This is a genomic window from Sphingomonas sp. GV3 (genome assembly GCF_031082075.1).
Lineage (GTDB): Bacteria > Pseudomonadota > Alphaproteobacteria > Sphingomonadales > Sphingomonadaceae > Sphingomonas > Sphingomonas beigongshangi.
Genome location: NZ_JARWLE010000001.1, coordinates 731,103 through 747,163 on the forward strand (window position 1 = coordinate 731,103; position 16,061 = coordinate 747,163).

14 protein-coding genes are annotated in these 16,061 nt (G+C 65.9%); 7 read left to right on the forward strand and 7 right to left on the reverse strand.

Annotation, left to right across the window (positions count from 1 at the left end):
- The first annotated feature begins 74 nt into the window (after positions 1–74).
- The 7 genes from RF701_RS03315 (at position 75) to mazG (ending at position 6,889) form a co-directional block, all read left to right on the forward strand.
- Positions 75–1,241: a D-alanyl-D-alanine carboxypeptidase family protein gene (locus RF701_RS03315; protein ID WP_210358616.1), complete on the forward strand. Its 1,167-nt coding sequence runs from the start codon at positions 75–77 to the stop codon at positions 1,239–1,241.
- Between the two features lie 7 nt (positions 1,242–1,248).
- A complete protein-coding gene (locus tag RF701_RS03320; protein WP_308814077.1) occupies positions 1,249–2,232 on the forward strand; it encodes an AAA family ATPase in 984 nt (327 codons plus the stop codon).
- Between the two features lie 57 nt (positions 2,233–2,289).
- Positions 2,290–3,846: a methionine--tRNA ligase gene (gene metG / locus RF701_RS03325; RefSeq protein ID WP_210358614.1), complete on the forward strand. Its 1,557-nt coding sequence runs from the start codon at positions 2,290–2,292 to the stop codon at positions 3,844–3,846.
- A complete protein-coding gene (locus RF701_RS03330) occupies positions 3,846–4,622 on the forward strand; it encodes a TatD family hydrolase (protein WP_210358660.1) in 777 nt (258 codons plus the stop codon). Before metG ends, RF701_RS03330 begins: the two co-directional genes overlap by 1 nt.
- On the forward strand, positions 4,619–5,383 hold the full coding sequence (locus tag RF701_RS03335) for an MBL fold metallo-hydrolase (RefSeq protein WP_210358613.1): 765 nt from the start codon (positions 4,619–4,621) through the stop codon (positions 5,381–5,383). Before RF701_RS03330 ends, RF701_RS03335 begins: the two co-directional genes overlap by 4 nt.
- Positions 5,380–5,997: a TIGR02281 family clan AA aspartic protease gene (locus tag RF701_RS03340; RefSeq protein ID WP_210358612.1), complete on the forward strand. Its 618-nt coding sequence runs from the start codon at positions 5,380–5,382 to the stop codon at positions 5,995–5,997. Before RF701_RS03335 ends, RF701_RS03340 begins: the two co-directional genes overlap by 4 nt.
- Positions 5,998–6,118: 121 nt before the next feature.
- On the forward strand, positions 6,119–6,889 hold the full coding sequence (gene mazG / locus RF701_RS03345) for a nucleoside triphosphate pyrophosphohydrolase (RefSeq protein ID WP_308814078.1): 771 nt from the start codon (positions 6,119–6,121) through the stop codon (positions 6,887–6,889).
- On the opposite strand, the gene hflX is transcribed toward mazG, so the two are convergent.
- The 7 genes from hflX to dusB all read right to left on the reverse strand — a co-directional run bounded on the left by hflX (position 6,875) and on the right by dusB (position 15,988).
- Positions 6,875–8,164, reverse strand: a complete 1,290-nt coding sequence (hflX, locus tag RF701_RS03350) for a GTPase HflX (protein ID WP_203309941.1) — start codon at positions 8,162–8,164, stop codon at positions 6,875–6,877. The two genes, mazG and hflX, sit on opposite strands and share 15 nt — an antisense overlap.
- The gene (hfq, locus tag RF701_RS03355; protein ID WP_308815606.1) at positions 8,161–8,667 is read right to left on the reverse strand and encodes an RNA chaperone Hfq; all 507 of its coding nucleotides are present in this window, start codon (positions 8,665–8,667) and stop codon (positions 8,161–8,163) included. The genes hflX and hfq overlap by 4 nt, the downstream gene beginning before the upstream one ends.
- A 105-nt stretch (positions 8,668–8,772) precedes the next feature.
- Positions 8,773–10,146, reverse strand: coding sequence for a sigma-54 dependent transcriptional regulator (locus RF701_RS03360; RefSeq protein WP_308814079.1), 1,374 nt, complete (start codon positions 10,144–10,146; stop codon positions 8,773–8,775).
- 3 nt (positions 10,147–10,149) lie between these two features.
- Positions 10,150–12,390 carry an ATP-binding protein gene (locus tag RF701_RS03365; protein ID WP_308814080.1) on the reverse strand — a complete coding sequence of 747 codons (2,241 nt, stop codon included), beginning with the start codon at positions 12,388–12,390 and terminating at the stop codon, positions 10,150–10,152.
- A 104-nt stretch (positions 12,391–12,494) separates the two neighbouring features.
- The gene (gene ntrC, locus RF701_RS03370) at positions 12,495–13,922 is read right to left on the reverse strand and encodes a nitrogen regulation protein NR(I) (protein ID WP_308814081.1); all 1,428 of its coding nucleotides are present in this window, start codon (positions 13,920–13,922) and stop codon (positions 12,495–12,497) included.
- The gene (locus tag RF701_RS03375) at positions 13,919–14,956 is read right to left on the reverse strand and encodes an ATP-binding protein (protein WP_308814082.1); all 1,038 of its coding nucleotides are present in this window, start codon (positions 14,954–14,956) and stop codon (positions 13,919–13,921) included. The genes ntrC and RF701_RS03375 overlap by 4 nt, the downstream gene beginning before the upstream one ends.
- A gap of 6 nt (positions 14,957–14,962) precedes the next feature.
- Positions 14,963–15,988 carry a tRNA dihydrouridine synthase DusB gene (gene dusB / locus RF701_RS03380; RefSeq protein WP_308814083.1) on the reverse strand — a complete coding sequence of 342 codons (1,026 nt, stop codon included), beginning with the start codon at positions 15,986–15,988 and terminating at the stop codon, positions 14,963–14,965.
- Positions 15,989–16,061 lie beyond the last annotated feature (73 nt).

A 16,061-nucleotide genomic window follows, 5' to 3' on the forward strand; every position in this document is an offset into this window, starting at 1 on the left:
GTCATCGCATCCTCCGCTTATGGAAGTGTCTTCTGCCCGTTTCGTCATCCGTTTCGAAAGCGTCTGATCATCCCATGAACAAGCTGCTTGCCGCTCCGCTTCTCGTCGCCCTGCTCGCCAATCCGACGATCGCCGCCGCGCCGCAGTTCCAGGGAACCGCGCCGATCGCCTATATGGAAGACCTGTCGTCGGGCGCCGTGCTGTACCAGCGCGATGCCGACCGCCGGATGCCGCCCGCGTCCATGGCCAAGATGATGACCGTGTATGTCGCGTTCGACCTGATCAAGAAGGGGGAACTCAAGCTCGATCAGACGTTCCAGGTGCGCCCGGAGACCTGGCAGAAGTGGCACGGCCCGCAGGCGGGATCGACGATGTTCCTGTCGTCGGGCGAGAATGTCAGCGTCGAGAATTTGCTGAAGGGCATCGTCACGCTGTCCGGCAACGACGCATGCGTCGTTCTTGCGGAAGGCATCAGCGGCACGGAGCAGACGTTCACCGACCGGATGAACGACGCGGCCAAGCGCCTGGGTCTGACCAACAGTCATTTCGGCACGTCGAACGGCTGGCCGGACGGGGGCGCGACCTATGTCACCGCCCGCGACCTCGCGCATCTGGCGGCCGCTACGATCAAGGATTTCCCTGATCTCTACAAGCGCTTCTACTCGCTGCCGAACTTCACCTGGGGCAAAACCCTGGGCGCGGGCGCGGACATTACCCAGGCGAACCGCGATCCGCTGCTCGGCCGCGTCGCCGGCGCGGACGGCCTGAAGACCGGGCATACCGAAGAGGCGGGTTACGGCTTCACCGGCTCGGCCGAACAGAACGGCCGCCGGCTGGTAATGGTCGTGGCCGGACTGCCGACCTACACCGGGCGTGCCGAAGAGTCGGTCCGCTTCATGGATTGGGGTTTCCGCGCCTGGCAGGCCAAGCCCGTCGTCGCCGCGGGACGCGAGGTCAGCACCGCCGAGGTGCAGATGGGCAGCCGCAGCACGGTCGGGCTCGTCGCGCCCAAGCAGCTGACGGTGACGCTGCCCTCCGGCGCGGCCCCGAAGCTGAGCGCCAAGGTCGTCTACGAAGGCCCGGTCCGCGCTCCGATCAAGCAGGGGCAGCATATCGCCGACCTCGTCGTCCAGTCGCCCGACATGCCCGAACAGCGGCTGCCGCTGGTCGCCGCTTCGGATGTCGGCGAGGCCGGCTTCTTCGGACGCGCCTGGGCCGGCTTCACCTCTCTGTTCGGCTGATCGCGTCTTGAGCGGGGGCGCGCTGCCGATCGGCAACGCCGATGCGCAGGCCGCCTTCCTCGCGGCGCTGCAAGGCGGGACGCTGCATCACGCCTGGCTTCTGGTCGGGCCCGAGGGTGTGGGCAAGGCGAGCTTCGCCGAGGCGGCTGCGCTGCGCATGCTGGCGGAGGCGAGCGGCGCGCGCCTCCTGCCGCCGGGGCTTGGGGTGCCGGAGGACCATCCCACACGGGCGCTGGTGGACGCGGGCTCGCATCCTGACCTGCGCATCCTGCGGCGCCTGCTCAAGGATCCCGAGAAGCCGGACCAGGACCTCGCGCGCAGCATTACCATCGCGCAGGTGCGTGCGCTGCAGCCGATGTTCGCGACTACGCCATCTATGGGCGCGCGCCGCGTCGTCATCATCGATGCCGCCGACGATCTGGAGCGCGGCGGCGCCAATGCGCTCCTCAAGAACCTCGAGGAGCCTCCCGTCGGCACGATCTTCCTGCTGGTCAGCCACGCGCCCGGGCGCCTGCTGCCGACGATCCGGTCACGCTGTCGCGTTCTGCGCTTCGGGCCACTCGACGACGACGCGATGGCGCGCGCGCTCGACCGGCTCTTGCCGGAGGCGGATCGCGACGAGATCGCGACCCTGGTCGCGACGGGGGAGGGCGCACCTGGCCGTGCGCTCCGCCATGCCGGGCTTGACGTCGCGGCGCTCGATCATGCGATCGTCGCGATCGCCGGGGACGGTGATCCCGGCAACGCTCGTCGGGCCGCTCTGGCCAAGGCACTCGCCGGCAAGGCGAATGCGCGCCGTTACGAACTGTTTTTGGAGCGCGTGCCGACGCTAATCGCGCGCGAGGCCTACCGCCGATCCGGCGCTCGCCTCAAGACGGCGCTCGACGCGCAGACCGCAGCGCGCGAGCTGGCGGGCGCCGCGATCGGCCTGTCGCTCGATCCGCAGGCAACCGTCTTTGAGATGGCCGGAATCCTCGCGACGCTGCGCTGACGGGCGCGGCAGGGCGCGGGCTTCACCTCGCCGGGACGATCGACTAGGGACGCCGACATGGCCGACCCCTATTACATCACCACCGCGATCCACTATCCCAACGGGCGACCGCATATCGGCCACGCCTATGAGATGATCGCCGCCGATGCCATCGCCCGCTTCCAGCGACAGGCGGGGCGCGACGTGCGTTTCCAGACCGGCACGGACGAGCACGGTCTCAAGATGGCCCAGACCGCGCGCGCGCAAGGCATGGAAACGAGGGCATTCGCTGATAAGATGTCTGCGTATTTCAGCGACATGGCTTCCGCTCTTAATATCAGCTACGATCGTTTCATCCGCACGGTCGAAGCGGATCATTATACCGCGAGCCAGACGATCTGGCGGGCGATGCAGGCAAGTGGTGACCTGTACCTCGATCGCTACGAAGGCTGGTATTCCGTCCGCGACGAGGCGTTCTACGACGAAAAGGAACTGGTCGACGGGGAGGGGGGGCAGAAGCTCTCCCCCCAGGGTACGCCGGTGGAGTGGACGGCAGAGGAGACCTGGTTCTTCCGCCTGTCGAAATATCAGCAGCCGCTGCTCGATCTCTATGCGTCGAACCCGGATTTCATCCGACCGGAATCGCGTCGAAATGAGGTACTCCGCTTCGTCGAGGGGGGACTTTCGGACCTGTCCGTGTCCCGTACCAGCTTCGACTGGGGCGTGCCGGTGCCGGACAGCCCGGGCCATGTCATGTACGTCTGGGTCGACGCGCTGACCAACTATCTGACCGGCGCGGGCTATCCCGATGACGCGGCGATGATGGCGCGCTACTGGCCCGCGGACCTGCACCTGATCGGCAAGGACATCACGCGGTTCCACACGGTATATTGGCCGGCGTTCCTGATGTCGGCCAACCTGCCGCTTCCGCGCCAGGTCTTCGCCCACGGGTTCCTGCTGCACCGTGGCGAAAAGATGTCCAAGTCCTTGGGCAACGTGGTCGGACCCGACGAGCTGATAGACGCGTTCGGGGTAGATGCGGTGCGTTATTTCCTGCTGCGCGAAGTCAGCTTCGGCCAGGACGGCAGCTATTCGGCCGACGCGATCGTGACGCGCGTCAATGCTGAGCTCGCCAACAGCTTCGGAAATCTCGCACAACGTACCCTTTCGTTCATCGTCAAGAATCTGGGCGGAACGATGCCGGCGGAAGGCAGAGGCGATCCTGCGGATGCGATGCTGATCGAGGAGATCGTCGTCGCCTGCGCTGGGCTCCGCACCGCGTTCGACGATCTGATGATGAGCCAGGGAATCGAAGCGTGGATGCGCGGCGTCTTCGCCTGCAACCAATATATCGATGCGCAGGCGCCCTGGGCCTTGCGCAAGACGGATCCGGAGCGGATGCACGCCGTGCTGCGCACGCTGGTCCGTGCCATACGGATGCTCGCCATCGCGATCCTACCCGTCGTGCCAGACTCGGCCGGCAAGGTCCTCGATCAGATCGGCGCCGAGGCCCGCGATCATGCCGCGATCGACGATGATGGCTGGTATGCGCGCCAGGCTGCTGCAGGCTTCGTGATCGCGCCACCGACGCCTGTCTTCCCCCGCCTCGAACTGCCGGTCGCCGCGGAGGCATGATGTTCGCCGACAGCCACTGCCACCTCAACTACAAGGGCCTGATCGAGGATCAGGAGGCGGTGCTGGCGCGCGCGCGCGGTCGCGGGGTCGGCGTGATGCTGAACATCGCGACGCGCGAACGCGAGTGGGACGATATCGTCGCGACGGCCGAGCGGGAACCTGACGTCTGGGCCTCCGTCGGCATCCATCCTCACGAAGCCGATCAGCATCCCCATGTCGACACCGCCAAGCTCGTCGAGCGTGCGCGGCATCCCCGCATCGTCGGCATCGGCGAGAGCGGTCTCGATTATTTCTATGACCATTCCGATCGCGATCGCCAGCAAGCGAGTTTTCGCGCGCATATCGCGGCCGCGCGGGAAACGGGGTTGCCGCTGATCGTCCACACGCGCGATGCGGAGGACGATACACTATCGATCCTACGCGATGAAATGGAGCAGGGGGCCTATACCGGAGTCATCCATTGCTTCACCGCTAGCGGCGCCTTTGCCGATGCCGCGATGGCGCTTGGTCTCTACATCTCCATTTCGGGTATCGTGACGTTCAAGAACGCGCGCGACCTCCAGGACACAGCGGCAAGGCTGCCGATCGACCGGCTGCTCATCGAAACCGACGCTCCCTTCCTTGCGCCGGTACCGCATCGCGGCAAGCCGGGCGAACCGGCCTTCGTCGCGGACACGGCGGCCTTTCTCGCGACGCTGCGCGGTGAGCGGGTCGAAGACCTTGCTGCACGTACCGCGGACAATTTCTACGCATTGTTCTCGAAGGCGGTGCGGTGAAAGTCCGCATCCTGGGCTCCGGCACGTCGTCGGGCGTGCCGCGGATCGGCAATGATTGGGGGGCCTGCGACCCGGCAGAACCGCGCAACCGCCGCACCCGTGCGTCTCTCCTCGTCGAGCATGAGGGTGTGCGGGTGCTCGTCGACACCAGCCCAGACCTTCGCGAACAGCTTCTCGCCGCCGATGTCGCCACGGTCGATGCGATCATCTGGACGCATGATCACGCCGACCATTGTCACGGCATCGACGATGTCCGCCAGATCTTCCATGCGACCGGCCGACCGGTTCCCGGCTTTGCACGGCAGCAGACGCTGGATGCGCTGCGCGATCGGTTTACCTATGCGTTTGCGGGACGCGTGGGCTATCCGCCCACGATCGACGGGACTCTGCTGCCCGACCATATGACGCTGGGCGGCTTGACGATTTCTGTCGTCGACCAGCCGCATGGCAACATCCATTCCGCAGGGCTGCTCTTCTCAGCTGGCGGCAGGACACTCGGCTATGCGACTGATTTTCATGAATTAACGCCGCAAATGCAGGAGCTTTATGCCGGCCTGGATGTCTGGGTGGTCGACGCTCTGCGCTACGCGCCGCATCCCACGCATCCCGACGTGCCGACGGTCCTCGACTGGATCACGGCGCTGCGCCCGGGGCGGTCAGCCTTTGTACATATGGATCAGAGCATGGACTATGCCACGCTCCGCGCGACGCTGCCCGCCGGCGTGGAGCCGGGCTACGACGGGCTGGAATTCCATCTATGACACCGGATCTGGGCGGGCATGCCGCTCTGTATCTGCTACTTCTGATCCTGCCGATTTCCGCCTTGATCGCACGGCGCGTGCCGATCCTGCGGGTCGTCATCTCCCTTGCGAGCTGGGCGTTCATAGCCGTGGTTGCCCTGGTGGTCGTGAACGAGCGTGAGAAGTTCGATCCGTATCTGCAGCGCATCGCGGCAGTCCTCAAGCTCGACGACCAGACGGTGGTCGGCAAGGAAACGCGCATTCGCATGAGCGGCGACGGTCATTTCTGGGCTCGCGTGCGCGTCGACGGCGTCGAGCGCCGCATGCTGGTCGACAGCGGCGCGACGGTGACCGCGCTGTCCGTCGGGACCGCCAACGCTGCCGGCCTGAAGGTCGAGGCCGGGATGTTCCCGATGGTGATCAACACCGCCAATGGCCAGATCAGCGCAAAGACCGCCACCGTCGGGTCAATCCGCCTGGGCGACATCACCGCGCGCGACCTGGGCGTCGTCGTGTCGCCGGCTTTCGGCGACACCGACGTGCTCGGCATGAACTTCCTGTCGAAGCTGAAGTCCTGGCGCGTGGAAGGGCGGACGCTGATCCTCGAGCCCCACCATCCACAGAATTTAACATAATACATATTATCAATCTTTGATCATTATCCCTTTGGTTCTGGTGATACGCCCCCTCCTGACCTTTGAATGATCGAACCGGCTCGCTACAGGACGTGCCTGACAACCGGATGCTGGAGGCACGGTGACACCGGACAAGGCGAATATCGGCAGGCTCGTTGCGATCATGGCGCGTCTTCGCGATCCGGAGCGAGGCTGCGAATGGGATGTCGCTCAGACGTGGTCGACAATCGCGCCCTATACGATCGAGGAAGCCTATGAGGTGGCGGACGCCATCGCGCGCGACGATGTGGGCGATCTCAGGGACGAACTCGGCGATTTGCTGCTACAGGTCGTCTTTCACAGTCGCATCGCCGAAGAGCGCGGCCTGTTCGATCTGAACGACGTCGTCGCGGCGATCAGCGACAAGATGGAACGACGCCACCCTCATATCTTCGCCGATGCCGCCGACGGCGGCCACCACCGTTGGGAGGACGTCAAGGCAGCCGAGCGCGCCGCCAAGGGCGCCACGAGCGCGATGGATGGCGTCGCGGCGGGACTCCCCGCGCTCCTTCGGGCGGAAAAGCTGCAGAAGCGTGCGGCGCGACTGGGGTTCGACTGGCCGAACGCCGACGGTTCGCGTGCCAAGGTCGTCGAGGAGATCGAGGAGGTCATGGCCGCGGACAGCGCGGATGCGCAGGAGGACGAGATCGGCGACCTGCTGTTCGCGGTCGTCAATTGGGCGCGCCACCTCGGCGTCGATCCCGAAGCGGCGCTGCGGCGCGGCAACGCCAAGTTCGAACGACGGTTTCGGGCGATCGAGATCACGGGCGGCGAAGGCTTCTCGTCGCTGAGCCTCGAAGCGAAGGAGGCGCTGTGGCAGGCGGCGAAGACCGAGACGCTACCCGCGCTGTAGGAAGCGCTCGTAGTCCCGTTCGGCCAGCCGCACCTCATATTGCGTCTGGAGGCCCTCGCCATGCTGACCGAGCACTTCGCCATGGGCGTGCAACCAGGCCGCCCCTGCGCCGTCGGCGGCATCGAGCGTTATCCAGTAGCGCCGATGTCCCGCCGTCAACTTGGCCGCCACTTCGGTGACGAGGGTGTCCACCCCCTCCCCGGTCAGCGCCGAAATCGCCACGACGTCGTCACGTCGAACCACCTCGCCCATCATGGCCGTGCGCGCGTCTTCGTCGAGCAGGTCGAGCTTGTTCCACGCCTCGAACCGCGGCGTCGCGTCGCTGACACCGATCTCCGCCAGCACCGCCTCGACATCGGCGCGTTGCGCCTCGCTGTCGGGATGCGCGATGTCGCGGACGTGGATCAGCAGGTCAGCCGACACCACTTCCTCCAGGGTCGCCTTGAACGCCGCGACGAGCTGTGTCGGCAGGTCGGACACGAAACCGACGGTGTCCGAGAGGATGGCCTTGTCGATTCCAGGCAGCGAGATCTGGCGCAACGTGGGATCGAGCGTCGCGAACAGCAGATTCTCGGCCATCACGTGCGCGCCGGTCAGCCGGTTGAACAGCGTCGACTTGCCCGCGTTCGTGTACCCCACCAAGGCGATGACCGGCCAGGGCGCGCGCTGACGGCGTTCGCGATGGAGGCCGCGCGTGCGGCTTACCTGTTCGAGTTCCCGACGAAGCCGCGCCATACGGTCGCGGATCAGGCGGCGATCCGCCTCGATCTGCGTTTCACCCGGCCCGCCGAGGAAGCCGAAGCCACCGCGTTGCCGTTCGAGGTGGGTCCAGCTCCGCACCAGCCGGCCCGCCTGGTAATCGAGATGCGCGAGTTCGACCTGTAACCGCCCTTCGGCCGTCGCGGCGCGCTCGCCGAAGATCTCAAGGATCAGCCCCGTCCGGTCGATGACCTTCGCTCCGAGGCCGGTTTCCAGATTACGCTGCTGGACGGGCGTCAGGCTGGCATCGAATACGACGAGATCCGCCTGATCCTGCTGAACCTGCACCGCGAGCTGCTCGACCTGGCCGCTGCCGATGAGCGTCGCCGGCTTCGGCTGCCGGACGCGCAGTGCAATCCGGTCGGCCACGACGAGGCCGATCGCGGCGGCCAGGCCGGCGGTTTCCTCAAGCCGCGCGTCCGCGTCACGGTGCGCGTCGCCCTGATCCGGCAGGACCACCAGCGCTCGACCGCCGCGGGCGAACTCGTCACGGTCGCGGTTGAAGCCGGTGCTCACTCGCCGTCTTCACCCTCATCCGCGAGATTGAGCGGACGCGACGGCTGAATGGTCGATACGGCATGCTTGTACACGAGCTGTGCCATGCCTTCGCGCTGGAGAAGCATGCAAAACAGGTCAAAACCAGCGATCTGGCCCTGCAACATCACGCCGTTAATCAGGAACATGGTGACGGGGTCTTCCGCCTTGCGCACGGCATTGAGGAAGATTTCCTGCAGCAACGGCTGCTTGCGCTGCGCTTCGCCGACCGATTCGACGATAGCGGCGACATCCATCGGACCCGATGGCATGATCGTCGAAATCGCGTGTTTGTAGATCAGCTGCGATTGACCGTCGCGGCGCAGCAGCACCGAAAAATTATCGAACCAGGTGACGATACCCTGCAGCTTGACGCCCTTGACCAGGAACATGGTCACCGGGGTCTTGGAGCGGCGAAGTGCGTTGAGAAACAGGTCCTGCAAAGACCCTTGCTTGTCGGCCATGAAGTCAGCCCTTCGTGTTATTGGCGGGACGTTCGCCCGCTGTCGCGCCGTTTCCCGGCGTCGGATGCCGCCCTGCGCGGGCGACGCCCCTATCTATGAACGCCGACCGCTCGCGTCCACCCGCGATCAATCCTCGCGCAGGTCGGTGATGCCCAACAGCTTCAGCTTGCGGTGCAATGCCGAGCGTTCCATGCCGATGAAGCTTGCCGTGCGACTGATGTTGCCGGAGAAGCGACGGATCTGGACGCGCAGATATTCGCGTTCGAACGTCTCGCGGGCCTCGCGTAGCGGCGCTCCCATGATAGCGCCGCCACCACCGCCCAGATCGCCCTGGTCGCCAAGCACCTCCGCCGGCAGCAGGTCGAGATCGATCCGGCCGATACGGTCGCCGGGCGCGAGGATGATCGTGCGCTCGACGACGTTGCGAAGCTGGCGGACATTGCCTGGCCAATCATAGGATTGCAGGGCGACCATCGCATCGGGTGCGATCTCGGGCGTCGGCACGCGCCGCTCGGAGGCGTAATGGGCGATGAAATGCTCGACGAGCGCGGGTATGTCCTCGCGGCGGTCCGACAGCGCGGGAATGCTGACCGGTACGACATTGAGGCGGTAATACAAATCCTCGCGAAACCGGCCGCCGGCAATCTCCTGCGTCAGGTCGCGCGATGTGGCGGAGACGACGCGGACATCGACCTTGACGATACGGGTGCCGCCGATCCGGCTGAAGCTCTGATCGGTCAGTACGCGCAGGATACGTGCCTGCGTCGCGACAGGCATATCGGCGATCTCGTCGAGGAACAAAGTCCCGCCGTGCGCCTGTTCGAGAAGCCCGGGGCGGACGAGATCCCCCCCCTCCTCCACGCCGAACAATTCTTCCTCGACCCGTTCGGGCGTCATGCGGGCGGCGCTGACGATGACGAAGGGCGCGTCGGCGCGATTGCTCCACCCATGGAGCAGGCGCGCCGCGATCTCCTTGCCCACCCCCGCCGGCCCCATGATCAGCACCCGGCTGCCGGTGGCGGCGACGCGCTTCAACGTCGCGCGCACGCCGTTGATCGCGCCCGAGCTGCCGGTCAGATCGGTTTCCCGCCCGACGGTCGCACGCAGCGACGCGACCTCGCGCCGCAGCCGCTCCGTCTCGGTCGCGCGTGCGACGAGCAGCAGCAGCCGCTCCGCCTCGAACGGCTTCTCGATGAAGTCCGATGCGCCGCGCCGGATCGCGGCGACGGCCGTGTCGAGATTGCCGTGGCCGGATATGACGAGGACCGGGATCGACGGATCGCGCCGCTTGATTTCGTCGAGCAAATCCAGCCCGTCGAGCCGCGATCCCTGCAACCATACGTCCAGCAGGACCAGCGAAGGACGGCGCATGGCGATGGCCTCCAGCGCCGCGTCGCTGTTGGCGGCGACCCGCGTTTCATAGCCTTCGTCCTCCAGGACGCCGGCGACCAGCTCGCGGATGTCGAATTCGTCGTCGACGACGAGGATGTCGAGCGCCATGGATTAGATCCGATCGGATTGAGTTAAAACGGAAAACCGGCCCCCCGTTGCCGGCACGGGCGCATCGGCGCCCTGATCGAGGCGCCGCAGTGCCCCCGTGTCGAATGCCATCCGCACGATGGTGCCGCCACCCTCCCGGTCGGCGAAAACCATGGTGCCGTGATGTTCCTCGACGATCTTCTTGACGATCGCCAGTCCCAGCCCGGTGCCACGCGCGCGCGTCGTCACATAGGGCTCGACGATACGGTCACGCTCCGGCGGCAGGCCGATACCCGTGTCCTCGACCTCGATAGTCAGGACCTCGCCGTCCTCGCGCATCCGCATGGTCACGGTTCCGCCCGGGACACCCTTGCTTTCGATCGCCTCGACCGCATTCTTGACGATATTCACCAGCGCCTGGCTCAACTGGCGCCGGTCGCACACCAACGTCGGCATCGTCGCGGGATGATCGAAGGCGAACCGGATGCCAGGATGCGCAACCTCGTGCAGGAACAGCGCCTGGCGACCGATGTCGACTGCCGATTCCTCGCGGAAGACGGGCTTCGGCATGCGCGCGAACGACGAGAATTCGTCGACCATCCGGCGCAGGTCGCCGACCTGCCGGACGATCGTGTCGGTCAACCTGGCGAAGGTCGTATCCTCGGCATCGATCTTGCTGCCGTAGCGGCGTTGCAACCGCTCCGCGGCAAGCTGGATCGGCGTCAGTGGGTTCTTGATCTCGTGTGCGATACGACGCGCGACGTCGGACCAGGCGGCACGACGCTGATCGAGAAGTTGCTGGGTGATGTCATCGAAGGTCAGGATGGGGCCGGAGTCGGTACGCGCGATGCGGACCGCGAGTGTCCGCGGCTCTCCGGGGCGCGCGATCTGCACGATAGCCTCCCGCTCGCCCGACGCGACGAAATCGGCGAGTTCCGGCGCGGCGTTCACGAGCATGCGACCGACAAGACCGTGCCCCTCCGCCCCAAGGAGCTCGGTCGCGGAATGATTTGAAATGCGGATCACGCCGTCCGGCGCAGTCGCGACGACACCGGCCGATACCCCAGCCATGACCGCCTCAATCAGCGCCCGACGGGTTTCCGCGGCCTCGTTCGCTTCGACCAGAGCGTTGGTTTGTTCTCCTAGCCGCTCCGTCATGCGGTTGAAGGCGTTGGCGAGCATGCCAATTTCGTCGGCCGTGCGTGGCGCTGCCACGCGCGACTTAAGGTCGCCGCCCGCAACCCGATCCGCGGCCGTCACCAATTCACCGACGGGCTTGGCAAGCCAGTCCGCTACGCGGAGCGCGATCCAAGTCGCCAGGCCAACGATAAGAAGCGCGACCCCGAACAGGGCAAGGTTGAAGCGCAGTTGCAAGGTGCGAGCGCGCGTCTGAAGGCTGTCGTAGGCGGCGAGCTGCTGCGTTGCAGCCTGCGATTGGTTGTTTAAGAATTCGACATTATTGGGGGTGGCTACATACAGAAAAGTGTTTCGAGCGCGGTCGATTGGCGTCACCACCCAGAGCACCTGGCTATCGAAATTGGTGAAGCTTTGCTGGTCGGTCAGGCGGTTGAGGTCACGGCCGGTGACGCGCTGCCCAAATAGGCGCGGCGGCGGCACCTCATAGCCATATAGCGGCTCGACCTTGCTGCCCTCCACGACCCGGAAGATCAGCGCCTGATAGAGATTACGGTTATAGGTCTGGCGCAGCAGCATCCCTTCGAGCGCGGGATCGTTCTTGGGGATCGACGGAAATTCGGAACGGATATCCTCCGCCATACGGCGGGCCTCGCCAGTCCAGCGAGCGATGACCAAATCCTGCCCCTGTTTCGCGAGCGCGATCGTTGCGTTGAAGGCGCCGCGGGCGCGTTCGGACCCCCAGAATTGGATTCCCGACTGGAACATCACCGAGGCCGCGACCACCGCCAGGATGATGGGAACACTGGCCATCAATGAGAAGATCGCGACAAGCCGTACGTGAAGGCGCCCTCCCCCGGCAAGGCCGGTCGCTGCCGTCCGCCGTAATGCAACCCTTCGGCCGACGAGCGCGATCAGCAGGACGGCCCACATTAGATTCGCCATCAGCAGCGTCGCCGCAACAGGCGGACTCAGCAGAGAATCCTCCGACTTGGTGCCGGCAATCAACCGCCACGTCACCAGCACAACCAGCACTGCCGCGCCGATTGCAGCCATCTCGACGGCCGGCGTGATGCGCAGCCAGCGCCGCTCCGTTGGGGGAACAAAAGAGGGCGTCGGTGACGCGGTCATCTCCGACGGTGTACAACGCACATTGTTGCACGGAAACCACAATCTTTTCTGACCGGATTCAGTTCGTCACGCGACGCCAAGCCGTCGGCCGAAAAAATATCGCGTCAATCCTCGCTCTTGGCCTGAATGCCCAGCGTGTCGAGACGCTTCCGTAATGTGTTGCGATTCAGTCCCAGGGCGCGGGCTGCGCGCAACTGGTTGCCATGGTGGCGGGCGAGCATCGACTCGATCAATGGACGTTCGACCTCGCTGATGACGCGGTCGTACAGCGTGCCGTCATCGAGAGCGTCGGGCCGTTCGCGTGCGATCCGTTCGATCAGATGTTGCACCGCCGCCGCGATCTCCGGAACCGCGCGCTCGCCAGCCTCGATCGGCGCGCCGAGCATCGCGCGAATTGCGAAGACGTCGATCACCTCGTCGCGCGCCAGCGCGGCAAGCCGCCGCATCAGGTTCTCCAGTTCGCGCACGTTACCCGGCCAATCATAGGCGGCCAGAGCGGCCTGGGCCTCGTCGGTCAGGCGTCGACGCGGCAGGCCCTGCGCGGCTGCCGTTTCGAGGAAGTGGCGGGCGAGCAAGGGTACATCCTGCCGCCGTTCGCGCAGCGGCGGCAATGCGACGGGCACGACGTTGAGCCGGTAATACAGATCCTCGCGGAAGTGACCGGACGTAACCTGGCCCGCAAGGTCTCGGTTGGTCGCGGCGACGACGCGCACGTCCGCGCGCATGGTGCGCGCGCCACCGACGGTCGTGAACTCGCCCGACTGGAGCACCCGCAGCAGCCGCGTCTGTGCCTCGATCGGCATGTCGCCGATCTCGTCCAGGAACAGGGTTCCACCCGCGGCCTGTTCGAACCGGCCGGCATTGCGCTGGCCGGCACCGGTGAAGGCGCCGCGTTCGTGCCCGAAAAGCTCCGCCTCGATCAGTTCGCGGGGAATTGCGGCCATGTTGATGGCGACGAAGGGGGCGTCGCGACGATGACCCAGGTCGTGGATGGCCCGCGCGACTAGTTCCTTGCCGGTGCCGGATTCTCCCGAGATGAGGACGGTCAGATCGTTCGAGACGACGCGGGCGATGATCCGATAGACGTCCTGCATCGCCGCGGATCGACCGATCAGCGGCAAGGCCGGGTCCTCGGCGGCATCGGCCTGTGGCGAGGGAACGCCCCGCGCCAGCGCGCCGGCGACGGCGCCGGTCAGCGCATCGAGGTCGAACGGCTTGGGCAGATAATCGTAGGCGCCGACCTCGTTCGCACGCACCGCGGTGGTCAGCGTATTCTGCGCCGACAGGATGATGATCGGCAGCTGCGGCAGACGGGCACCGATCTCCTTAACGCGGGCGATCCCGTCGCCATCCGGCAGGACGACGTCGGTCACGAGCACGTCCGGCACGCGGGTGGCCAGGATGCGGTCGAGTTGCGCAAGCGTCTCGGCGGTCTGCACGTCGTGGCCCGCACGACGAAGCGCCTGGCTGACGACCGTACGGATCGCGGCGTCGTCGTCGACAACGAGGATCCGGTTGACGGCGCGGGTCACGAGGCAGCCCTCGGCAGCAGCAGGCGCAGGGTCGTCATTTCCGGGGTTCCTTCGCGGGCATATTGTACGATGCCGCCCATGTCGCGCATCAGCTTGTCGACGAGCGCGAGGCCAAGTCCCTGCCCCTCGGGACGGCCGGAGACGAAGGGATCGAACAGATGGTCCGCGATATCGGGCGGCGCGCCAGGCCCGTTGTCGATGACGCAGATCTCGATCGGCAGGGGTATGCGTGGCCGGCCCGGCGTGGCGCTGACCGACATGCCGTGCCGATAGGCCGTCGTAAGGACCAGACGGGGCTGGCGCGTGTCGCGCGTGGCTTCCTGCGCGTTCTTGAGCAGGTTGATGAGGATCTGCAGCAGCGCGTCGCGATCGACCATTGCCGGCGGCAGTGATGGATCGAAGCGCTCCTCGATCGTCAGGCCACGTGCGAAGCCGGCAAGCGCGAGGCGGCGCGCATGCGCGATCAGCGGATAGATGTTTTCGGCACGAACGGGCAGCGGGCGCGTGTCGCTGAAATCCTGCATCCGGTCGATCAGCGCGGCAATGCGGTCGACCTCGGTGACGATGAGGGTCGTCAGTTCACCTGCCCCGATCAACTGGGCGGCACCGCGGATGCCCGACAGCGGGTTCTTGATCTCGTGCGCGAGCATCGCCGCGGCACCGCTCGCCGCGCGGGCGCTGGCGGCGCGACCAGCGGAATGGCCCAGGCCCCGTGTGCTCGCGGAGGCGTGCAGGGATATCACGCGCCAGCCGGGATAGTCGGCGAGCATCGCCGCGGCATAGTCGACCCTGATGCGTCCGCGCGGGGTTGCGATGTCGACGTCGTAGACGGCCAAGCCATGACCGTCGCGCCCGTTCTCCTCCGGCGGCGGCAGGATCGCCGTCAGCGGCTGGCCGCGCATCACGCGCTCGGAAAGGTTGAGCAGGCCCTCCGCCAGGGCGTTGGCATGGGCGATGCGCGCCTCCGGGTCGACGACCAGCACCGCCACCGGAAGGGCGGCGAACAGATCGGCAAATCCCGGCCGACCCGCCAAGAGAGGTCAGGCCGCTTCTGACAGCGGAGCAGCGCGCAGCGAGGGCTGACCGCGGAACGGCGCGTAGAAGTCGGCAAGCATGCGCTTGACGACGGTCGCGTCCGGTTCCTGATTCACGGCATTTCGGAACTCGGCCGATCCATTCAGCCCCTTGGTATACCAGCCGATATGCTTGCGAGCCATGTTGACGCCGGTATGGATGCCATAGTGATCGAGCATCGCTTCGTAATGTTCGGCGATGATGCGATATTGCTCATCCATATCAGGATCGGCGCGCCGCTCTCCGGTCGCGAACCAGTGCATCACCTGCCCCAGCAGCCACGGCCGGCCGTAGGCGCCGCGGCCGATCATCACGCCGTCCGCGCCGGATTGCTCCAGCGCCGCCTCGGCATCCTCGATCGAGCAGATGTCGCCATTGGCGATCACCGGCAGGTCGACGGCATCCTTGACCCGACGAATGAACGCCCAGTCGGCCTGCCCCTTGTACATCTGGTTGCGGGTGCGGCCGTGAACGGTGATCAGCTTGACGCCGAGGTCCTGCGCGATGCGCGACAATTCCGGGGCGTTCAGGCTGTCGTGGCACCAACCCATGCGCATCTTAAGCGTCACGGGCGCGGCAACGGCGTTGACGACGGCATCGATCAGCGCCGCGGCCAATTTCAGGTCGCGCATCAGGGCCGATCCCGCGTCACCATTGGTGACCTTGCGGACCGGGCAGCCCATGTTGATGTCGATGATGGCCGCCCCACGATCCTCGGCGAGCTTGGCCGCCTCCCCCATTTCGTAGGGGGTGCACCCGACCAGCTGCATCGAGACCGGCTCTTCCGAAAAGTGCCAGGCCGCCTTCTGTATGGACTGGCGCGTCTCGCGGATGGCGGCCTGACTGGCGATCATCTCGGTGACGTTGAGACCCGAGCCATAGCGGCGGACGAGCGTGCGGAAGGGCATGTCGGTGACGCCGGTCATCGGCGCGAGCACGACAGGTTGGTCGATCCGCACGGGGCCGATCTGGATGGGGGTAAGGGTACGCATCGGACTGCCTAAAAATCAGGCAGGCCGTACCGCTTCGGCAGTGCGCTGGCAAGGTGCGACGACCGGAGTTAGG